This is a genomic window from Citrobacter sp. Igbk 16, assembly GCF_028069755.1.
Lineage (GTDB): Bacteria > Pseudomonadota > Gammaproteobacteria > Enterobacterales > Enterobacteriaceae > Citrobacter.
Genome location: NZ_JANEWJ010000009.1, coordinates 30034 through 48341 on the forward strand (window position 1 = coordinate 30034; position 18308 = coordinate 48341).

At 56.7% G+C, this 18308-nt stretch carries 20 protein-coding genes and 1 pseudogene; 17 read left to right on the forward strand and 4 right to left on the reverse strand.

Annotated elements, in window-relative coordinates:
• The first annotated feature begins 17 nt into the window (after positions 1-17).
• The 11 genes from phnF to phnP all read left to right on the forward strand — a co-directional run bounded on the left by phnF (position 18) and on the right by phnP (position 8320).
• Positions 18-743: a phosphonate metabolism transcriptional regulator PhnF gene (gene phnF / locus NNO03_RS08285; protein ID WP_271449273.1), complete on the forward strand. Its 726-nt coding sequence runs from the start codon at positions 18-20 to the stop codon at positions 741-743.
• Entirely contained in the window at positions 744-1196 is a 453-nt protein-coding gene (phnG, locus tag NNO03_RS08290) for a phosphonate C-P lyase system protein PhnG (protein WP_048213880.1), read from the forward strand.
• Positions 1193-1777, forward strand: coding sequence for a phosphonate C-P lyase system protein PhnH (gene phnH / locus NNO03_RS08295; protein WP_271449274.1), 585 nt, complete (start codon positions 1193-1195; stop codon positions 1775-1777). Before phnG ends, phnH begins: the two co-directional genes overlap by 4 nt.
• Positions 1777-2844, forward strand: coding sequence for a carbon-phosphorus lyase complex subunit PhnI (locus NNO03_RS08300; protein ID WP_271449275.1), 1068 nt, complete (start codon positions 1777-1779; stop codon positions 2842-2844). Before phnH ends, NNO03_RS08300 begins: the two co-directional genes overlap by 1 nt.
• A gap of 46 nt (positions 2845-2890) precedes the next feature.
• Positions 2891-3682: an alpha-D-ribose 1-methylphosphonate 5-phosphate C-P-lyase PhnJ gene (phnJ, locus tag NNO03_RS08305; protein ID WP_271440983.1), complete on the forward strand. Its 792-nt coding sequence runs from the start codon at positions 2891-2893 to the stop codon at positions 3680-3682.
• On the forward strand, positions 3679-4437 hold the full coding sequence (gene phnK / locus NNO03_RS08310; RefSeq protein ID WP_271449276.1) for a phosphonate C-P lyase system protein PhnK: 759 nt from the start codon (positions 3679-3681) through the stop codon (positions 4435-4437). The genes phnJ and phnK overlap by 4 nt, the downstream gene beginning before the upstream one ends.
• A gap of 317 nt (positions 4438-4754) precedes the next feature.
• On the forward strand, positions 4755-5441 hold the full coding sequence (gene phnL, locus NNO03_RS08315) for a phosphonate C-P lyase system protein PhnL (protein ID WP_271440950.1): 687 nt from the start codon (positions 4755-4757) through the stop codon (positions 5439-5441).
• Positions 5438-6574, forward strand: coding sequence for an alpha-D-ribose 1-methylphosphonate 5-triphosphate diphosphatase (phnM, locus tag NNO03_RS08320; RefSeq protein WP_271449277.1), 1137 nt, complete (start codon positions 5438-5440; stop codon positions 6572-6574). The genes phnL and phnM overlap by 4 nt, the downstream gene beginning before the upstream one ends.
• Positions 6575-6576: 2 nt before the next feature.
• The gene (phnN, locus tag NNO03_RS08325) at positions 6577-7131 is read left to right on the forward strand and encodes a ribose 1,5-bisphosphokinase (RefSeq protein WP_271449278.1); all 555 of its coding nucleotides are present in this window, start codon (positions 6577-6579) and stop codon (positions 7129-7131) included.
• On the forward strand, positions 7118-7552 hold the full coding sequence (gene phnO / locus NNO03_RS08330; protein WP_137382893.1) for an aminoalkylphosphonate N-acetyltransferase: 435 nt from the start codon (positions 7118-7120) through the stop codon (positions 7550-7552). The genes phnN and phnO overlap by 14 nt, the downstream gene beginning before the upstream one ends.
• A 9-nt stretch (positions 7553-7561) precedes the next feature.
• Entirely contained in the window at positions 7562-8320 is a 759-nt protein-coding gene (gene phnP, locus NNO03_RS08335; RefSeq protein WP_271449279.1) for a phosphonate metabolism protein PhnP, read from the forward strand.
• A gap of 54 nt (positions 8321-8374) precedes the next feature.
• On the opposite strand, the pseudogene NNO03_RS08340 reads toward phnP, so the two are convergent.
• From NNO03_RS08340 to NNO03_RS08350, 3 genes and pseudogenes are all read right to left on the reverse strand, one after another.
• A pseudogene (locus NNO03_RS08340) lies at positions 8375-8443 on the reverse strand (addiction module antidote protein, HigA family); the annotation flags it as partial.
• Positions 8444-8453: 10 nt separating this feature from the next.
• Entirely contained in the window at positions 8454-8783 is a 330-nt protein-coding gene (gene yjdP, locus NNO03_RS08345) for a DDRRRQL repeat protein YjdP (RefSeq protein ID WP_137382896.1), read from the reverse strand.
• Positions 8784-8852: 69 nt separating this feature from the next.
• Positions 8853-11117 carry a hybrid sensor histidine kinase/response regulator gene (locus NNO03_RS08350; RefSeq protein WP_271440955.1) on the reverse strand — a complete coding sequence of 755 codons (2265 nt, stop codon included), beginning with the start codon at positions 11115-11117 and terminating at the stop codon, positions 8853-8855.
• A 114-nt stretch (positions 11118-11231) separates the two neighbouring features.
• Between NNO03_RS08350 and NNO03_RS08355 the strand changes: the two genes are divergently transcribed.
• From NNO03_RS08355 to NNO03_RS08380, 6 genes are all read left to right on the forward strand, one after another.
• Entirely contained in the window at positions 11232-12755 is a 1524-nt protein-coding gene (locus NNO03_RS08355) for a sugar ABC transporter ATP-binding protein (RefSeq protein ID WP_271449280.1), read from the forward strand.
• Entirely contained in the window at positions 12748-13743 is a 996-nt protein-coding gene (locus tag NNO03_RS08360) for a ribose ABC transporter permease (RefSeq protein WP_271449281.1), read from the forward strand. Before NNO03_RS08355 ends, NNO03_RS08360 begins: the two co-directional genes overlap by 8 nt.
• A gap of 88 nt (positions 13744-13831) precedes the next feature.
• Positions 13832-14773: an ABC transporter substrate-binding protein gene (locus NNO03_RS08365; protein ID WP_271449282.1), complete on the forward strand. Its 942-nt coding sequence runs from the start codon at positions 13832-13834 to the stop codon at positions 14771-14773.
• 120 nt (positions 14774-14893) lie between these two features.
• Positions 14894-15577 carry a D-lyxose/D-mannose family sugar isomerase gene (locus NNO03_RS08370; protein ID WP_271449283.1) on the forward strand — a complete coding sequence of 228 codons (684 nt, stop codon included), beginning with the start codon at positions 14894-14896 and terminating at the stop codon, positions 15575-15577.
• A gap of 14 nt (positions 15578-15591) precedes the next feature.
• Complete coding sequence (locus NNO03_RS08375) at positions 15592-16452, forward strand: ketose 1,6-bisphosphate aldolase (RefSeq protein ID WP_271440959.1); 861 nt, start codon at positions 15592-15594, stop codon at positions 16450-16452.
• Positions 16449-17453 (forward strand): carbohydrate kinase family protein, encoded by a 1005-nt coding sequence (locus tag NNO03_RS08380; RefSeq protein WP_271449308.1) that lies wholly within the window; start codon positions 16449-16451, stop codon positions 17451-17453. Before NNO03_RS08375 ends, NNO03_RS08380 begins: the two co-directional genes overlap by 4 nt.
• 86 nt (positions 17454-17539) lie before the next feature.
• On the opposite strand, the gene NNO03_RS08385 is transcribed toward NNO03_RS08380, so the two are convergent.
• Positions 17540-18271: a response regulator gene (locus NNO03_RS08385; RefSeq protein WP_271440960.1), complete on the reverse strand. Its 732-nt coding sequence runs from the start codon at positions 18269-18271 to the stop codon at positions 17540-17542.
• Positions 18272-18308: the final 37 nt, after the last annotated feature.

Below are 18308 nucleotides of genomic sequence, written 5' to 3' on the forward strand. Positions count from 1 at the left end.
GCGAGGCATTGATTGCTATGCACTTGTCTACACATCCGACCAGTTATCCAACGCGTTATCAGGAAATTGCCGCGAGACTTGAGCAGGAGCTTCGTCAACATTATCGCTGCGGTGATTACCTGCCCGCCGAGCATCAACTGGCCGCGCGTTACGAGGTAAACCGCCACACCCTGCGCCGCGCCATTGACCAGTTGGTTGAGCGTGGTTGGGTTCAACGTCGTCAGGGCGTGGGCGTGCTGGTGCTGATGCGCCCGTTCGACTACCCGTTGAATGCCCAGGCGCGCTTCAGCCAGAACCTACTGGACCAGGGCAGCCACCCCACCAGCGAAAAACTGCTGGCGGTACTGCGTCCGGCTTCCAGCCACATTGCTGATGCGCTGAGTATTAACGAGGGCGATAACGTCATTCATTTGCGCACCCTGCGCCGGGTCAACGGCATCGCCCTGTGCCAAATCGACCACTATTTTTCCGACCTTACTCTCTGGCCGCTATTACAAGGCTTTAACCACGGCTCACTGCACGACTACCTGCGCGAACAGTCGGGCCTGACGCTGCTACGCACGCAAACGCGTATCAGCGCCCGCCGCGCACAGGCCAAAGAGAGCAAAGTGCTGGAAATCCCCAACATGGCGCCGCTGCTGTGCGTGCGCACCCTGAACCACCGTGAAGGCGAAGAACAGGCCGCGGAATATTCCGTCAGCCTGACCCGCGCCGACATGATCGAATTCACCATGGAGCACTGAATGCATTTCGATACCGCCACTCGCCAGCGTTGGATGCGCGCGCTGGCTTACAGCAATGCCGATGCCCTGAATGCGCGTATCAAGGCGCTCAAACTGACGCCGGACTATGAGCTTATCCGCGCCCCGGAAAGCGGACTGATGCAGATCCAGGCCCGCATGGGCGGCACCGGTAATCGCTTCTTTGCGGGCGACACCACACTCACCCGCGCGGTTATTCGCCTGAAGAGCGGCACGCTGGGCTACAGCTACCTGCTGGGTCGCAATAAACAACACGCCGAGCAGTGCGCGGTAATTGACGCATTGCTGCAGGAACAGACGCATTTCCAGAACCTAATGGAAACCTTAATTGCCCCGCTGGAAGCGGAACGCGAAGCGCTGATTAGCGCACGCCGTGCCGAAGTCAACGCCAGCCGGGTCGACTTCTTCACGCTGGTACGCGGAGATAACGCATGACCTTACAAACCGCCTTTAATTTACCTGTTCAGGATGCCCAACAGAGCTTTCGTCGTCTGCTGAAGGCGATGAGCGAGCCGGGTGTAATCGTCGCCCTGCATCAACTGAAACACGGCTGGCAGCCGCTGGGTCTGGCAACTACCAGCGTGCTGCTGACGCTGGTCGATGGCGACACGCCTGTCTGGCTGGCATCCTCGATAGATAACGATATCGCCCGGCAGAACCTGCGTTTTCACACCAACGCGCCGCTAGTGGACCAGCCGCAACAGGCCGCCTTTGCTGTCGCCGACGAACGCATCAGCAGCGAACAGCTGAATGCCCTCTCCGCGGGTTCTTCTGTGGCACCAGAGACCAGTGCCACATTGATTGTACAGGTTGCAGGCTTAAGCGGCGGACGCATGCTGCGTCTGACCGGAGCGGGTATTGCCGAAGAACGCATGATCGCGCCACAGCTACCGGAATGTCTGATTCACGAACTTACCGAGCGCCCACATCCGTTCCCGCTGGGGGTCGATCTGATCCTCACCTGCGGCGAACGTCTGCTGGCTATTCCGCGAACCACCCATGTGGAGGTGTGCTGATGTACGTCGCCGTCAAAGGGGGCGAAAAGGCGATAGCCAACGCCCATGCACTGCAGGAAAATCGACGCCGGGGCGATGAGAGCATTGCCGAACTGAGCGTGGCGCAAATCGAACAACAGATGAACCTGGCCGTCGACCGGGTGATGACCGAAGGCGGCATTGCCGACCGCGAGCTGGCGGCACTGGCGCTAAAACAGGCCAGCGGCGATAACGTCGAAGCCATCTTTTTGCTACGCGCCTACCGCACCACACTGCCAAAGCTGACGGTTAGCGAACCGATTAACAGCGCAGAAATGCGCCTTGAACGCCGAATTTCTGCCGTCTACAAGGATATTCCCGGTGGGCAACTGTTGGGTCCAACCTATGACTACACCCATCGCCTGCTGGATTTTACCTTGCTGGCCAACGGGGAAACGCCACCGCTGCGCAGCGCTGAAAATACGCAGGACGCCTCTCCGCACGTCTTTTCTCTGCTGGCAAATCAAGGACTGGCAAAACGTGAAGAGGATAGCGGCACGACGCCTGACGATATCACCCGCACCCCCCCCGTTTATCCCTGCTCACGCGCTTCGCGACTGCAACAGCTGATGCGCGGTGACGAAGGCTACCTGCTGGCACTGGCCTACTCCACCCAGCGTGGCTACGGGCGCAACCATCCGTTCGCCGCGGAGATCCGCAGCGGTTATGTGGCTCTGGAAACCGTGCCGGAAGAGCTGGGGTTTGCGGTGAACGTCGGCGAACTTCTAATGACTGAATGTGAAATGGTTAACGGCTTTGTCGCGCCAGAAAACGAATCCCCCCATTTTACCCGCGGTTACGGGCTGGTGTTCGGCATGAGCGAACGTAAAGCAATGGCGATGGCACTGATTGACCGCGCCCTACAGGCACCCGACTACGATGAAACGGTTACGGGACCGGCGCAGGACGAAGAATTCGTACTGGCGCATGCGGATAACGTCGAGGCGGCGGGTTTTGTTTCGCACCTCAAGCTCCCCCATTACGTCGATTTCCAGGCAGAACTGGAACTGCTTAAACGCCTGCAACAGGAGGCCGACCGTGACCACTAACCTCTCCGGCTACAACTTTGCTTATCTTGATGAGCAGACCAAACGCATGATCCGTCGCGCAATTTTGAAAGCGGTGGCCATCCCCGGTTATCAGGTGCCGTTTGGCGGACGCGAAATGCCAATGCCGTACGGCTGGGGTACGGGCGGTATTCAGCTTACCGCCAGTGTGATTGGCGAGCCGGATGTACTGAAAGTGATTGACCAGGGGGCGGATGACACCACCAACGCTGTGTCGATCCGCAACTTCTTCAAGCGCGTAACCGGCGTTAACACCACCGAACGTACAGAAGACGCCACGCTAATTCAGACTCGCCACCGCATTCCGGAAACGCCGCTGGTGGAAGATCAGATAATCATCTTCCAGGTGCCAATCCCCGAGCCGCTGCGCTTTATCGAACCGCGCGAAACGGAAACCCGCACCATGCATGCACTGGAAGAGTACGGCATCATGCAGGTAAAACTGTATGAAGATATCGCCCGCTTCGGCCATATCGCCACCACCTACGCCTATCCAGTGAAGGTTAACAGCCGCTACGTGATGGACCCGTCGCCCATCCCGAAATTCGACAACCCGAAGATGGACATGATGCCTGCCCTGCAATTGTTCGGTGCAGGCCGCGAAAAACGTATCTATGCCGTACCACCGTATACACGGGTGGAAAGCCTCGATTTCGACGATCACCCGTTTACCGTGCAGAGCTGGGATGAACCTTGCGCCATCTGCGGATCAACCCATAGCTATCTCGACGAAGTGGTGCTCGATGACAGCGGCAAACGCATGTTTGTCTGCTCCGACACCGACTACTGCCGCCAACAGAGCGAGGCCCTCAGCCAATGACGCAACCGCTGCTTTCAGTCAACAACCTGACCCATCTCTACGCGCCGGGCAAAGGCTTCAGCGATGTCTCTTTTGACCTGTGGCCTGGCGAAGTGCTGGGCATCGTTGGGGAATCCGGTTCCGGTAAAACTACGCTGCTAAAATCTATCTCTTCACGGCTGACGCCACAAAACGGTGAGATCTTATATCAGAACCGTTCGCTATACGGCATGAACGAAGCCGATCGTCGCCGCCTGCTGCGCACGGAATGGGGCGTAGTGCACCAGCATCCGATGGACGGCCTGCGCCGCCAGGTTTCCGCTGGCGGTAATATTGGTGAACGCCTGATGGCCACCGGGGCTCGCCACTACGGCGACATCCGTACCACCGCCCAGCGCTGGCTGGAAGAGGTGGAAATCCCCGCCTCACGTATCGACGACCTGCCGACCACCTTTTCCGGCGGCATGCAGCAGCGTTTACAGATCGCCCGCAATCTCGTCACCCATCCCAAACTGGTGTTTATGGACGAACCGACCGGCGGCCTGGACGTCTCGGTACAAGCCAAGCTGCTCGACCTGCTGCGTGGCCTGGTGGTGGAACTGGATCTGGCAGTGGTGATTGTCACCCATGATTTGGGCGTGGCACGTCTGCTGGCAGACCGTTTGCTGGTGATGAAGCAGGGCCAGGTGGTGGAAAGTGGGTTAACCGATCGCGTGCTCGACGATCCGCATCATCCGTATACCCAGTTGCTGGTGTCGTCGGTATTGCAGAACTGATTTTTTGTTGTGTCGGATGGCGGCTACGCCTTATCCGGCCTACGGAGCGGCATTGGTTGTGCCGGATGGCGGCTGCGCCTTATCCGGCCTACGGAGCAGCATCGCTTGTGCCGGATGGCGGCTGCGCCTTATCCGGCCTACGGAGCGGCATCGCTTGTGCCGGATGGCGGCTGCGCCTTATCCGGCCTACGGGGCGGCATTGGTTGTGCCGGATGGCGGCTGCGCCTTATCCGGCCTACGGAGCGGCATTGGTTGTAGGCCTGATAAGCGCAGCGCCATCAGGCAATTGAACGCACAAATGTTTAAAGAGGCTAAAAATGAACGCGATCCGCGTTGAAAATGTCAGTAAAACCTTCGTGCTCCACCAGCAAAACGGCGTGCGTCTGCCGGTGCTGCAAAACGCGACTCTGGACGTTAAAAACGGCGAATGCGTCGTGCTGCACGGCCATTCGGGCAGCGGTAAATCGACGCTGCTACGTTCGCTGTACGCCAACTACCTGCCAGATGAAGGGCATATCCATATTCGCCATAGCGGCGAATGGGTGGATCTGGTGCAGGCTCCGGCCCGTAAAGTGCTGGAGGTCCGTCGTTCAACTATCGGCTGGGTAAGTCAGTTCCTGCGTGTGATCCCTCGAATTTCCGCGCTGGATGTGGTGATGCAGCCACTGCTGGATCTGGGCGTATCTCGTGAGGAATGTGCCGCCAAAGCCGCAAGCCTGCTCACCCGCCTGAATGTTCCTGAGCGCTTATGGCATCTCGCGCCATCAACCTTTTCCGGCGGCGAACAGCAGCGCGTCAACATCGCCCGTGGGTTTATTGTCGATTACCCCATTCTGCTGCTCGATGAGCCTACCGCCTCGCTGGACGCCAAAAACAGCGCCGCCGTGGTGGCGCTGATTGAAGAAGCAAAAGCCCGCGGCGCGGCAATTGTCGGCATTTTTCACGATCAAACCGTGCGTGACCGCGTCGCGGATCGTCTGCACCTGATGGGAACAACAGCATGATTATCAACAATGTAAAGCTGGTGCTGGAAGATCAAGTGGTGCAAGGATCGCTGGAGATTGAAGGCGGGGTTATTCGCACTTTTGCCGAAAGCCAGAGCAGCTTGCCTGAAGCGCTGGACGGTGAAGGCGGCTGGCTGCTGCCGGGGCTTATTGAACTGCATACCGATAACCTCGACAAGTTCTTTACCCCACGCCCAAAAGTAGACTGGCCTGCCCACTCAGCGATGAGCAGCCACGATGCTTTAATGGTTGCCAGCGGTATTACCACCGTACTGGACGCGGTGGCGATTGGCGATGTGCGAGACGGTGGAGACCGTCTGGAAAACCTGGAAAAAATGATCAATGCGGTGGAAGAGACGCAGAAGCGCGGTGTCAACCGTGCCGAACACCGTCTGCATCTGCGCTGCGAGCTGCCGCACCACACCACCCTGCCGCTGTTTGAAAAGCTGGTTGGTCGTGAGCCGGTGACGCTGGTGTCGCTGATGGACCACTCACCGGGCCAGCGTCAGTTCGCCAACCGTGAAAAGTACCGCGAGTACTATCAGGGCAAGTATTCGCTGACCGACGAGCAGATGGCCCGCTATGAAGAAGAGCAACTCGCCCTAGCGGGGCGCTGGTCACAGCCCAACCGCACCGCCATCGCACAGATGTGTCGTGAACGGCAGATTGCACTGGCGAGCCACGATGACGCCACCCACGATCATGTGCTGGAATCGCATCAACTTGGCAGCGTGATTGCCGAATTTCCCACGACGTTCGAAGCCGCCGAAGCCTCGCGCCAGCATGGTATGAACGTGCTGATGGGCGCGCCGAATATCGTGCGAGGCGGTTCGCACTCCGGCAACGTAGCGGCCCATAAGCTGGCCGAACTGGGGCTACTGGATATCCTCTCTTCCGATTACTACCCCGCCAGTCTGCTCGACGCAGCGTTTCGTGTCGCGGATGACGATACCAACCGTTTTACGCTGCCACAGGCTATTCGTCTGGTGACCCGTAATCCCGCACGGGCGTTGAATCTTGACGACCGTGGCGTGGTTGCCGAAGGAAAACGCGCAGATCTGGTGCTGGCACACCGCAAAGGCGGCAACATCCATATCGACCACGTCTGGCGTCAGGGCAAAAGGGTATTCTGACTATGGGTAAACTGATCTGGCTGATGGGGCCATCCGGCTCCGGAAAGGACAGTCTGCTGGCGGAACTCCGCCAACAGGAACCGGCACAATTGCTGGTGGCACATCGTTACATCACCCGGGCGGCCAATGCCGGGAATGAAAACCACATCGCCCTCAGTGAACAAGAGTTTTTTACCCGCGCCGGGCAAAACCTGCTGGCGCTAAGCTGGCATGCCAACGGTTTGTACTACGGCGTCGGCGTGGAGATTGATCTCTGGCTGCATGCCGGTTTTGATGTGGTGGTCAACGGTTCACGCGCCCATCTGCCGCAGGCGCAATCACGCTATGGCACGGCTTTAATGCCTATCTGCTTACAGGTTTCTCCGGCGATTTTACGCCAACGTCTGCAGGCACGCGGACGGGAAAGCGAAACGGAAATCGCTGCCCGCCTTGAACGCGCGGCCCGCTACGCGCCTTACGACTGCCACGTCCTCAATAACGATGGAAGTTTGCTACAGTCAGTCGATACACTGCTCACCCTGATGGGACGCAAGGAGAAGAAACATGTCTGTCTGTGAATTACGCCGCGCTACGCTGTATGACACCGATGCGGTTTACGCGCTGGTCTGCGAACTGAAGCAGGGTAAATTCGACCACCAGGCCTTTAGCACCGGGTATATAGCAAATCTGCAAGACCCCAATATGCACTACCAACTGGCGCTGCTTGACGGACAGGTTATCGGATTGATCGGTCTGCATTTGCAGTTTCACCTGCACCACGCTAACTGGATTGGTGAGATTCAGGAACTGGTGGTGATGCCACAGGCTCGGGGGTTGAAGGTAGGCAGCCAGTTACTGGCCTGGGCCGAAGCCACCGCGCGCGAAGCGGGGGCGGAAATGACCGAGCTTTCCACCAGCACGCAGCGCCTTGATGCGCATCGTTTTTACCGCCGCGAAGGTTATACGCAGAGCCATTTTCGCTTTACCAAGCCGTTGTAGGGGGATGCGATGAGTCTGACCATTACGCTTACAGGAACCGGCGGCGCACAGTTGGTACCGGCTTTTGGCTGCAACTGTGCCGCTTGCCAACGAGCACGTTTACAGGCGCAATACCGCCGACGCCCCTGCAGTGGCGTGGTCAAATTCAACAACGCGGTGACGCTTCTGGATGCAGGGCTCCCCCATCTGATGGACGACTGGCCGGCAGGCAGTTTCCAGCAGTTCCTGCTCACTCACTATCATATGGATCATGTACAGGGACTGTTTCCGCTGCGCTGGGGAGTGGGAAAAACAATCCCGGTGTACGGCCCACCGGATGAACAGGGCTGCGACGATCTGTTTAAGCACCCCGGCATTCTGGATTTTAGCCAGACCGTCGCGCCGTTTGTGGTGTTCGATTTACAGGGATTGCAGGTGACCCCTTTACCGCTCAACCACTCGAAGCTGACGTTCGGCTATCTGCTGGAAACCGCGCACAGCCGCGTGGCGTGGCTCTCCGATACCGCCGGGCTTCCCGACAAGACGCTGAAGTTTCTCCACAATAACCAGCCTCAAGTGATTATCATTGACTGCAGTCACGCCCCACGCGCCGAGCCGCCACGCAATCACAACGATGTAAATACCGTCATCGCCCTAAACGAGGTTATCCGCTGCCCACGGGTGATCCTGACGCACATCAGCCATCAGTTCGACCTGTGGATGATGGAAAATCCACTACCGGCAGGGTTTGAGGCCGGGTATGACGGAATGGAGATTGTGCTGGAGTAAGGAAATTTGCCGGATGCGATGAAAACACCTTATCCGGCCTACAAACAGATGGTTAAGCGGTTCCAGGTATTCATATTGCAGGATATCACCCACAGTCGTTGGTTTTCTGGATGCCTGTTTCATATCGTTACAGCTAACGATCGTAGTCCTCTTCCATCCTGCGTTCTTCGTCTTCTAACTGTCGACGTTCCTGATCGAGCTGCCGCTGGCGGTCGTCTAACTGACGACGGCGGTCTTCGAACTGGCGACGACGATTGTCGTACTGCCTACGGCGATCGTCACTCATCTGACGCTGCCAGCCATCATCACGTGAGTCGTCATAATCCCGATTGTTATCCGGATTATAAGCATCGCTGACGGCGCGTTGAATATTGCCAATGGCGTCATCAATAATGTCTGCATGCGCCGAAATCGTCGTCAACATCAACAAACTGAATAAAAAGAGCGTCGGGGAGCGTTTCATAAAACCAGCCTCATAAAGAAACTGGCTCCACGGTAATCAAAGTGCTTTGACGCGAGTAGCGGAGGAATCTCAATTACGTGCGCGTCGCAGCGCCTGGGCCAGTTCCCCTCGGGTAAACGGTTTACGCAATAGCGCCACATCCGGCAGTGCCGGATTATGCGCCGGGCGTAAATCCTGGCCGCTAATCAGCAGAATATTCAGTTGGGGATAATGCTTCAGGGCATGATTGACCACATCCGCACCACTCAATCCGCCTGGCAACATTAAGTCACTGACAAGAATATCAATCTCTGCTGAAGCCGCCAGCATATGCATTGCCTGTTCGCCGTTAGCGGCTTCGAGCGTCAGGTAGCCCAAAAGGTGTAACTGTTCGCACAACGTCTGACGCACATCGGCCTCATCTTCAAGCACCAGAACCAGCTTCTCACCGCGGGTCGCAGGATGCTCTGCTATCGGTTCGACCGGAACTTGCACTGGCACAACGGCACGAGGAAGCTGTAATCTGACGGTGGTTCCCTGCCCCGGCGCGCTTTCGATCTCTACGCGACCGCCAGATTGACGCACAAAGCCGTACACCATCGACAGCCCCAGCCCACTCCCACTACCGGTTTGTTTGGTCGTGAAGAACGGTTCGAAGACCTGTGCCTTAATTTCCTGTGACATGCCACTGCCCTGGTCAGCCACTTCCAGCATCACCATGTCCTGCTTGCGGCCATCGCTACGCGTAACGCGCTGATTCCACGAACGGATCTTAATTATACCGGCCTGCCCATCCATCGCATCGCGGGCGTTCATCACCAGATTGATAATGGCGTTTTCCAACTGGCTGACATCAATCCACGCCGGCCAGGCGGGCGATTGGGCCTCAATTTCCAGGGTCAATGTGGCAGGTAGCGAATGACGCATCAACTCTCCCAGGTTTTCCAGTAGCGTTTTCAGCTCTACCGCGTGCGGATGCAAAGACTGTTTGCGTGAAAAGGCCAGCAGCCGCTGGGTCAGCAGCGCCCCACGTTCAGCCGCTTTTAGCGCCCGATGAATCCGCGGCGCATCGGGCGAATCCGGATTCACCAGATCCAGACTGCCGATAATCACCGCCAGCAAGTTATTGAAATCATGCGCCAGCCCCCCCGTCAGTTGCCCTACCGCTTTCAGCTTTTGGCTGTGTAGCAGCGCTTCTTCCAGCCCCTGGCGCTCGGTGCGGTCGATTTCCATCTGGCTGGTTTTTTCTTTTAGCAAGCGGGTGGTGTGCTCCAGCGATGCCGTATTACGGGCAAATACACTAAAGGCACGCGCCAGTTCTCCCAGCTCATCGCGGCGTTGCAGAGCCGGGACGCTGACGTCCGATTCACCGTGCGCCAGTCGGGTCATCGCTCGCGAAATGGCGGTCAGGTTGGAGCCAAGATTGCGGTAGATATACCAGCCAGCAAAACCGGTGATCACCACCGCCAGCAGCGCAAAGACCAGAATAAACAACGCGCCGGATTGCAGCTCCTGGTGGCTTTGCGCCACCCGCTGTTCGGAGATTAACGCCACCTGCGAAGCATACTGGTTGATATCACTGTTGAGGATCGCGACCAGCGCTTTGATATGAAACATATACCAGTTGATCGCCAGATCGCTTTGTTCCAGGGCGGCAGAAAGCGGCTCCAGCTTATGCAGTTCCTGATTGAAATCATTGAGAATACGGCTAATCAGCAGGTTACTGGCTTGCAGAGGCAGCGCAGGCATCACGCCGTCCAGTTGTTTGACCACCGATCGCGGCGTAGGTGTTTCAATGGCGGCCATAATTAAGCGATCCATTTGATCCAGCAGCGCGTCATCCTGTGCGTCAGTCAACTTTTGCAGATGGCGTAAGTAGCTTTGATTCTGATACAGCGAACTGAGTAGCGCGTTACGCTCCAGATGCCGCCGCTGTCCGCGCTGCAACATACCTTCCACACTGCTTTGCAGCTCATTGCTGCGTTGAATAATACGCTCAACCAACCCCGGCTCCTGCTGTGCCAGCGGCGCAGCGGCCAGTTGTTCCAGCGACTGCTTCAGCGCCCGCTGGGTCTCCTGTAGACGTTCCGCTTCGCCTTTGTATTCCAGCGCCCCCACCACCTGAGATAGCCGCACCGCCGCCGTTGCTACATTTGCCGTATCGCGCGCCAGATTCATGCTGCCGGTCATGTCATCAACCGTTTGTTGCTGCACCTGCTCCTGAATCTGACTGGCATGCTGAAAACCCAGCACCGCTACGCCGCTGACCATCAACGTGACCGCCACCACCAGCAGGTTGAAAAACAGTAATCGCCCGCGCGCGCTGGCGAAAAAGTGACGTCCCGGTTGCGGCATATCACGCTCCATGAAGAAAAATCGCAATATGACAAATATGAACGGCTTCTGACATTTTGCATTTACATTCCTGTGATGGACTGCTGATATCGGCCACCCCGCAGGAGATCCGCGATGAGCAGGACACCGGTTCTGGAAATGCGCAACATTGCCAAAGCGTTTGGCAAATTTTACGCGCTGAAAGGGGTCGATTTAACGGTCTGGCCGGGTGAGATCCATGCCCTGATGGGCGAAAACGGTGCGGGGAAAAGCACCCTGATGAAGATCCTCGCGGGGGCCTATACCGCCACCAGCGGCGAGATCCTGATTGACGGACAGCCTTTTCATATTCGTGGACCAAAGGATGCGTTAAGTGCAGGCATTACCCTGATTTATCAGGAGATGCAGCTCGCGCCGAACCTGACGGTGGCGGAGAATATCTTTCTTGGCAGCGAGCTGTCGCGCGGTGGTCTGGTCCAGCGCAAAGAGATGGTGATGCAGTCGCAGAAGGTTATCGACCGACTCGGTGCCCAGTTTAAGGCCAGCGACCGGGTAATGACGCTGACCATCGCCGAGCAGCAGCAGGTCGAAATCGCCCGCGCCCTACACCGTAACAGCCGTATCCTGGTCATGGATGAACCCACCGCCGCCCTCTCCTCACGTGAAACGCACCGCCTGTTTGAACTGATCATGCGTCTACGCGATGAAGGAATGGCGATTATCTATATCAGTCACCGCATGGCGGAAGTCTATGAATTGTCCGATCGCGTCAGCGTCCTGCGCGATGGGCAGTATGTCGGTAGCCTGACCCGCGACAAGCTTAATGCTTCGGAACTGGTGCGCATGATGGTGGGCCGCCCATTGAGCGACCTGTTCAACAAGGAACGCGATATTCCCCTAGGCAAAGCGCGCCTGAACGTTCATCACCTGACTGATGGCAACAAAGTGCAACCGTGTAGTCTGCTGGTGCGCTCTGGGGAGATTGTCGGCCTTGCAGGTCTGGTGGGAGCCGGACGTTCCGAACTGGCGCAGCTGATTTTTGGCGTACGCAAAGCGATCGGCGGCATGATTGAAGTCGACGGCGAACCGGTAGTGATCCACTCCCCACGTGAAGCAATTGACCACGGCATTGGCTTTCTGACCGAGAACCGCAAGGAACAGGGGTTATTTTTAGAACTGGCGGCAGCGGAGAACATCACCATGGCGACGCTGGAACGTGATGCCAACTGGGGGCTGCTCGATCGCAAAAAAGCGCAGGCCATTTCCGATGACGCGATTCAATTACTCAACATCCGCGTGCCGCATGCTCAGGTACGGGCGGGTGGGCTGTCCGGCGGTAATCAACAAAAATTGCTGATCTCGCGTTGGGTGGCGATCGGCCCCCGCATTTTGATCCTTGATGAACCCACCCGCGGCGTAGACGTCGGTGCCAAAAGCGAGATCTACCGGATCATGAACGATATGGCGCGCAAAGGCGTAGCGATCCTGATGATCTCCAGTGAATTGCCGGAAGTGGTCGGCATGAGCGATCGGGTATATGTCATGCGGGAAGGCAGTATTGCCGGCGAACTGGACGGGAAAAGCATTACCCAGGAAAACATTATGACGCTGGCAACCGGCGTGAACGACTCCCATCATCAGGTGGTGCCCCATGAATAATCCAACCCCTCCCCAGCAAGTGGCGAAATCCGCCTCTGCAAAAAAGATGTTGATGAGCGATCTGATGCAAACGGTCGGCATCTTACCTATTCTGATCCTGATTGTGGCGGTGTTTGGCTTTATCGCGCCAAACTTTTTTACTGAGAGCAACCTACTGAATATTACCCGCCAGGCGTCGATCAATATCGTCCTGGCGGCTGGCATGACTTTCATCATCCTGACCGGCGGGATCGATCTCTCCGTCGGTTCAATTCTCGGCACCACCGCCGTTGCGGCCATGGTCGTTTCTCTTATTCCTGAGTTTGCCATGCTGTCGATTCCGGCGGCGCTGATGCTCGGCCTGGTGCTGGGGCTGTTCAATGGCGCGCTGGTCGCCTTCGCCGGACTGCCGCCGTTTATCGTCACGCTTGGAACGTATACCGCGTTACGCGGCGCGGCGTACCTGCTGGCGGATGGCACGACGGTTATCAACTCCAACATCAGCTTTGAGTGGATCGGCAACAACTATCTCGGCCCGGTACCGTGGCTGGTGGTGATTGCACTGGCGGTAGTGGTGGTGTGCTGGTTCATTCTGCGCCGTACCACGCTGGGCGTTCATATCTACGCGGTTGGCGGCAATATGCAGGCCGCACGTTTAACCGGGATCAAAGTCTGGCTGGTGCTGTTGTTCGTCTACGGCATGAGCGGTTTGCTCTCGGGTCTTGGCGGGGTGATGAGCGCCTCGCGGCTGTACAGCGCCAACGGCAACTTAGGGATGGGTTATGAGCTGGACGCGATTGCCGCGGTGATCCTCGGCGGCACCAGCTTTGTCGGCGGTATTGGCACCATCACCGGCACGCTGGTAGGGGCGCTGATTATTGCCACGCTTAATAACGGCATGACGCTAATGGGCGTCTCCTATTTCTGGCAACTGGTGATCAAAGGGGCGGTGATCATCATAGCGGTGCTGATCGACAAATACCGTACCCGACACCATCAAAGTGCATAGACAAGCTTACTGGCCTACTCATTCGTAGGCCTGATAAGCGCAGCGCCATGAGGCGTATAACAACAATACCCTACGTGAGGAAACGAGTATGCGTTTGAAGCCATTAGTGACCGCGCTCTGTGCTGGCGCACTGCTTGCTGCAGGTCCGTTTGTGCAGGCAAAAGAACTGAAATCGATCGGCGTCACGGTGGGCGACCTTGCCAACCCGTTCTTCGTGCAAATTACCAAAGGTGCGGAGCTGGAAGCGCGTAAACTGGCTGGTGATAACGTCAAAGTAACGTTGGTATCCAGCGGCTACGATCTGGGGCAACAGGTATCGCAGATCGACAACTTTATTGCCGCCAAAGTCGACATGATCATTCTTAACGCAGCGGATTCCAAAGGCATCGGTCCGGCGGTTAAACGGGCGAAAGACGCGGGGATTGTAGTGGTCGCCGTTGACGTGGCGGCGGAAGGGGCTGATGCAACCATCACCTCCGATAACACCCAGGCAGGCGAAATGGCCTGTAAATACATCACCGACCGCCTGAAAGGTAAAGGCAACGTGGTGATCATCAACGGGCCGCCGGTTTCCGCTGTTCAGAACCGCGTGGAAGGCTGCCAGACTGAATTCAAACGCCATCCCGATATCAAGGTGCTATCACATAACCAAAACGCCAAAGGCAGTCGCGAAGGCGGCCTGGAGATTATGACCGCACTGCTGGCGGCTAATCCGAAGATCGACGGCGTATTCGCCATTAACGATCCGACTGCGATCGGTGCCGATCTGGCAGCGAAACAGGCACAGCGCAATGAATTCTTTATTGTCGGCGTAGATGGATCGCCGGACGGCGAAGAAGCGCTGAAGCGCGAAAACTCACTATTTGTGGCGACTCCGGCACAAGATCCGCAGGTAATGGCAGCCAAGGCAGTCGAAATCGGCTATGACATATTACAGGGGAAACCCGCGCCGAAAGAACCTGTGCTGATCCCAGTGACGATGATCGATAAAAACAACGTCGGTAGCTATAAGGGTTGGACGGTGAAATAACCCGCTACAACAACGCCGGATGGCGGCAAAAATGCCGTATCCCGCCTACAAGATCGATATGAATTTGTAGGCCGGATAAGCACAGCGCCATTCGGCATTATACTCAGGAGAATTCTGTCCATGAAACGCTCCGCAATAAACGAAATTCTTGGCCACACACGCCAGTTTTTTTCCCAGCACGACGTGCATCTCCCCGCTTTCGCCAGTTTCCCGCCCACGCAATGGCGAAAACTTGATGCTTCCGCCTGGAGTGAAGTCTTTGACCTCAAATTAGGTTGGGATGTCACCGCATTTGGCGGCGACAATTTCGCCGCTCAGGGCTTAACGCTGTTCACCCTGCGAAATGGCTCGCCAAAAGGTATGCCATACGAGAAGTGCTACGCAGAGAAAATCATGCATGTTCGCGATGCCCAGGTTACGCCGATGCATTTTCACTGGCGCAAGCGTGAAGACATCATTAATCGCGGCGGCGGCAATCTGATTGTCGAACTGTGGAACGCCGGTATCAGAGAACAAACAGAGGACAGCGACGTCAATGTGGTCATTGATGGTTGCCGACAAATCCATGCTGCAGGTAGCCAGCTACGCCTAGCACCAGGGGAAAGCATCTGTCTGACGCCCGGTCTGTATCACAGCTTCTGGGCTGAGGAAGGATTTGGTGACGTGCTGGTCGGTGAGGTTTCTTCCGTCAATGACGACGACCACGATAACCATTTTCTGCAACCGATAGCCCGCTATAACGACATTGAAGAAGACGAACCGGCGCATCTGGTGCTGTGTAACGAGTACCGCCTGTTCCGTTAACCAAGGAGCGTATTATGCCGTTAATTTCCCTCGCCGATGGGCTTGCCCATGCCCGCGAGCACCGCTATGCCTTAGGGGCATTTAACGTACTGGACTCACACTTCCTGCGCGCGCTGTTTGCCGCCGCAAAACAGGAACGTTCGCCTTTTATTATCAACATTGCCGAAGTGCATTTTAAATATATCTCGCTAGACTCCCTCGTCGAAGCGGTCAAATTTGAAGCCGCACGCCATGATATTCCGGTGGTACTAAACCTTGACCACGGCCTGCACTTTGAGTCAGTGGTTCGGGCGCTGCGCTTAGGCTTCAGTTCGGTCATGTTTGATGGTTCCACGCTGGAATACGAAGACAATATCCGTCAAACCCGCGAAGTCGTGAAGATGTGTCATGCGGTGGGTGTGTCGGTGGAAGCAGAGCTCGGTGCGGTGGGCGGCGATGAAGGCGGAGCACTGTATGGTCATGCCGATGAATCATTGTTTACCGACCCCATGCTGGCACGGGATTTCGTCGATCGAACCGGTATTGATGCGCTGGCAGTTGCTATTGGCAATGCACACGGCAAGTACAAAGGCGTGCCACAACTCGATTTTCCCCGTCTGGACGCTATTCGCCAACAGGCGGCAATTCCGCTGGTACTACACGGCGGCTCCGGCATTAGCGACGACGATTTCCGTCGGGCAATCGAGCTTGGCATTCACAAAATCAACTTCTACACCGGTATGTCGCAGGCGGCACTGGCTGCGGTAGAGTCGCGTATGGCTAATCGCCAGCCGCTGTACGACGAATTCGCCGAACTGCTGCTGAGTATTGAGGAAGCCATTACCGATACCGTTTCTGAACAGATGCGTATTTTTGGTAGCGCGGGGCAGATCTGATGGAACGTAAAGGCATAATCGCCGCAGGTAACATGCTGGTCGATCATGTACATCAGATTGTGCAGTGGCCAGAACGCGGCTGGCTGGCGGAGATAACCCATAGCGAACGCGCAACGGGGGGGGCTCCGCTTAACGTATTGCTCACGCTGGCAAAAATGCACACCGGGCTACCGTTGCAGGCAGTCGGCTTAATTGGCAAGGACAGCGATGGCGACTACATCATGGCGATGCTGGAACAGTATCACGTTAATCGCCAGCATGTTCAGCGCACGACATCAGCCCCCACGTCAATGTCGCAGGTGATGACCGATCCCAGCGGCCAGCGCACCTTTTTTCACTCACCGGGCGCCAATCGGCTACTCGATCTGCCTGCGTTTGAGCTGCTGGATACCTCGATGAAAATTTTCCATCTGGGCTATCTGCTGCTGCTCGATAGTCTGGACATGCCTGACGACGAGTTCGGTACGCGAAGCGCACGACTACTGGCACAAATGCGTGAATATGGCTTTGAAACGTCACTGGATCTGGTCTCACGCAAAGGCGATCCTCGCTACCAGCCACTGGTGATGCCAGCGCTTCGCCATCTCGACTATCTGGTGATCAATGAACTGGAGGCCGGGGAATTCAGCGGACTGGAGATCCGCCAGCCCAACGGCGAATTGCATATTCCGCACATCGCTACTGCCGCCCGTGAACTACTGGACGCGGGTGTACGCCAGCGGGTGGTGATCCACTGTCCGGAAGGCGCATGGGGTGAAAATCCTGATCAGGCTGGCACCTGGATACCCTCACAATTTCTGGCCCAGGAAGAGATCGTCGGCAGTGTCGGGGCAGGAGATGCATTTTGCGCTGGTTTTCTGTATGGCTGCCACGAGCGCTGGTCGTTAGCGGACAGTATCAGGCTGGCACACGCCTGCGCGCGGGCAAGCCTGCTGTGTGCCAATGCAATCGACGGCGCAAAAACGCTGGAGGAGTTAAAAGCCGGAATGGCTGATGCCTGATGCGCTACGCTTATCAGGCATACGGGGTCGTTATCGCTTTTGTAGGCCGGATAAGGTGTTTACGCCGCATCCGGCAACTGCGCAGATCACGCCGCCTTATCGTGATGCTGCACGTCGGCGGCAAAAACGTAACCCAGCCCGCGCAGGGTTTTAATCAACATCGGCTGATGAGGGTTAACCTCTATCTTTCGCCGTAGTCGCATGATTAACACATCAATAGTGCGGTCAAACACCTCAACGCTGTCGCTGCGCGTCAACTCCAGCAATTGTTCGCGGCTAAGCACCCGGCGGGCGTTCTGTGCCAGCGCCAGCAGCAGACTGTATTCGCCCTGCGTCAGGTCCACCTTCAACTGCTGAGGATTACGTAACTGACAACCTGCGGTATCCAGATGCCAGCCATTAAAGGATAACCCCGTGGTTTGTGGACCGCTGCTTTCAGGTGTTAAAACACCGACACGCCTGAGCACGGCTTTTACCCGCGCCACCAGTACCCGCGCATTGAACGGTTTGCCGATATAATCGTCAGCCCCCATTTCCAGCCCCACAACCACATCCGATTCGCTACCTAACCCTGTCAGCATCACCACCGGTAATCCCGGCCTTATTTTTTGCACCTGCTGAAGCACCATCAGGCCATTAATATCGGGCAACATCATGTCCAGCAATACCAGCGCGATATCCGGCTGAGTATCAACGCAGCGCAGCGCATCCTGTCCGGTATGACAGGCGGTCACTGCAAAGACGTGTTCACTCAGCACATCCTGGAGCAGTGTGCAGATTGCCTCGTCATCATCCACAACCAGTATGGCTGGCTTCATCGTTCCTCCCCATTTCTGGCCAACTTAAATGAGTGTG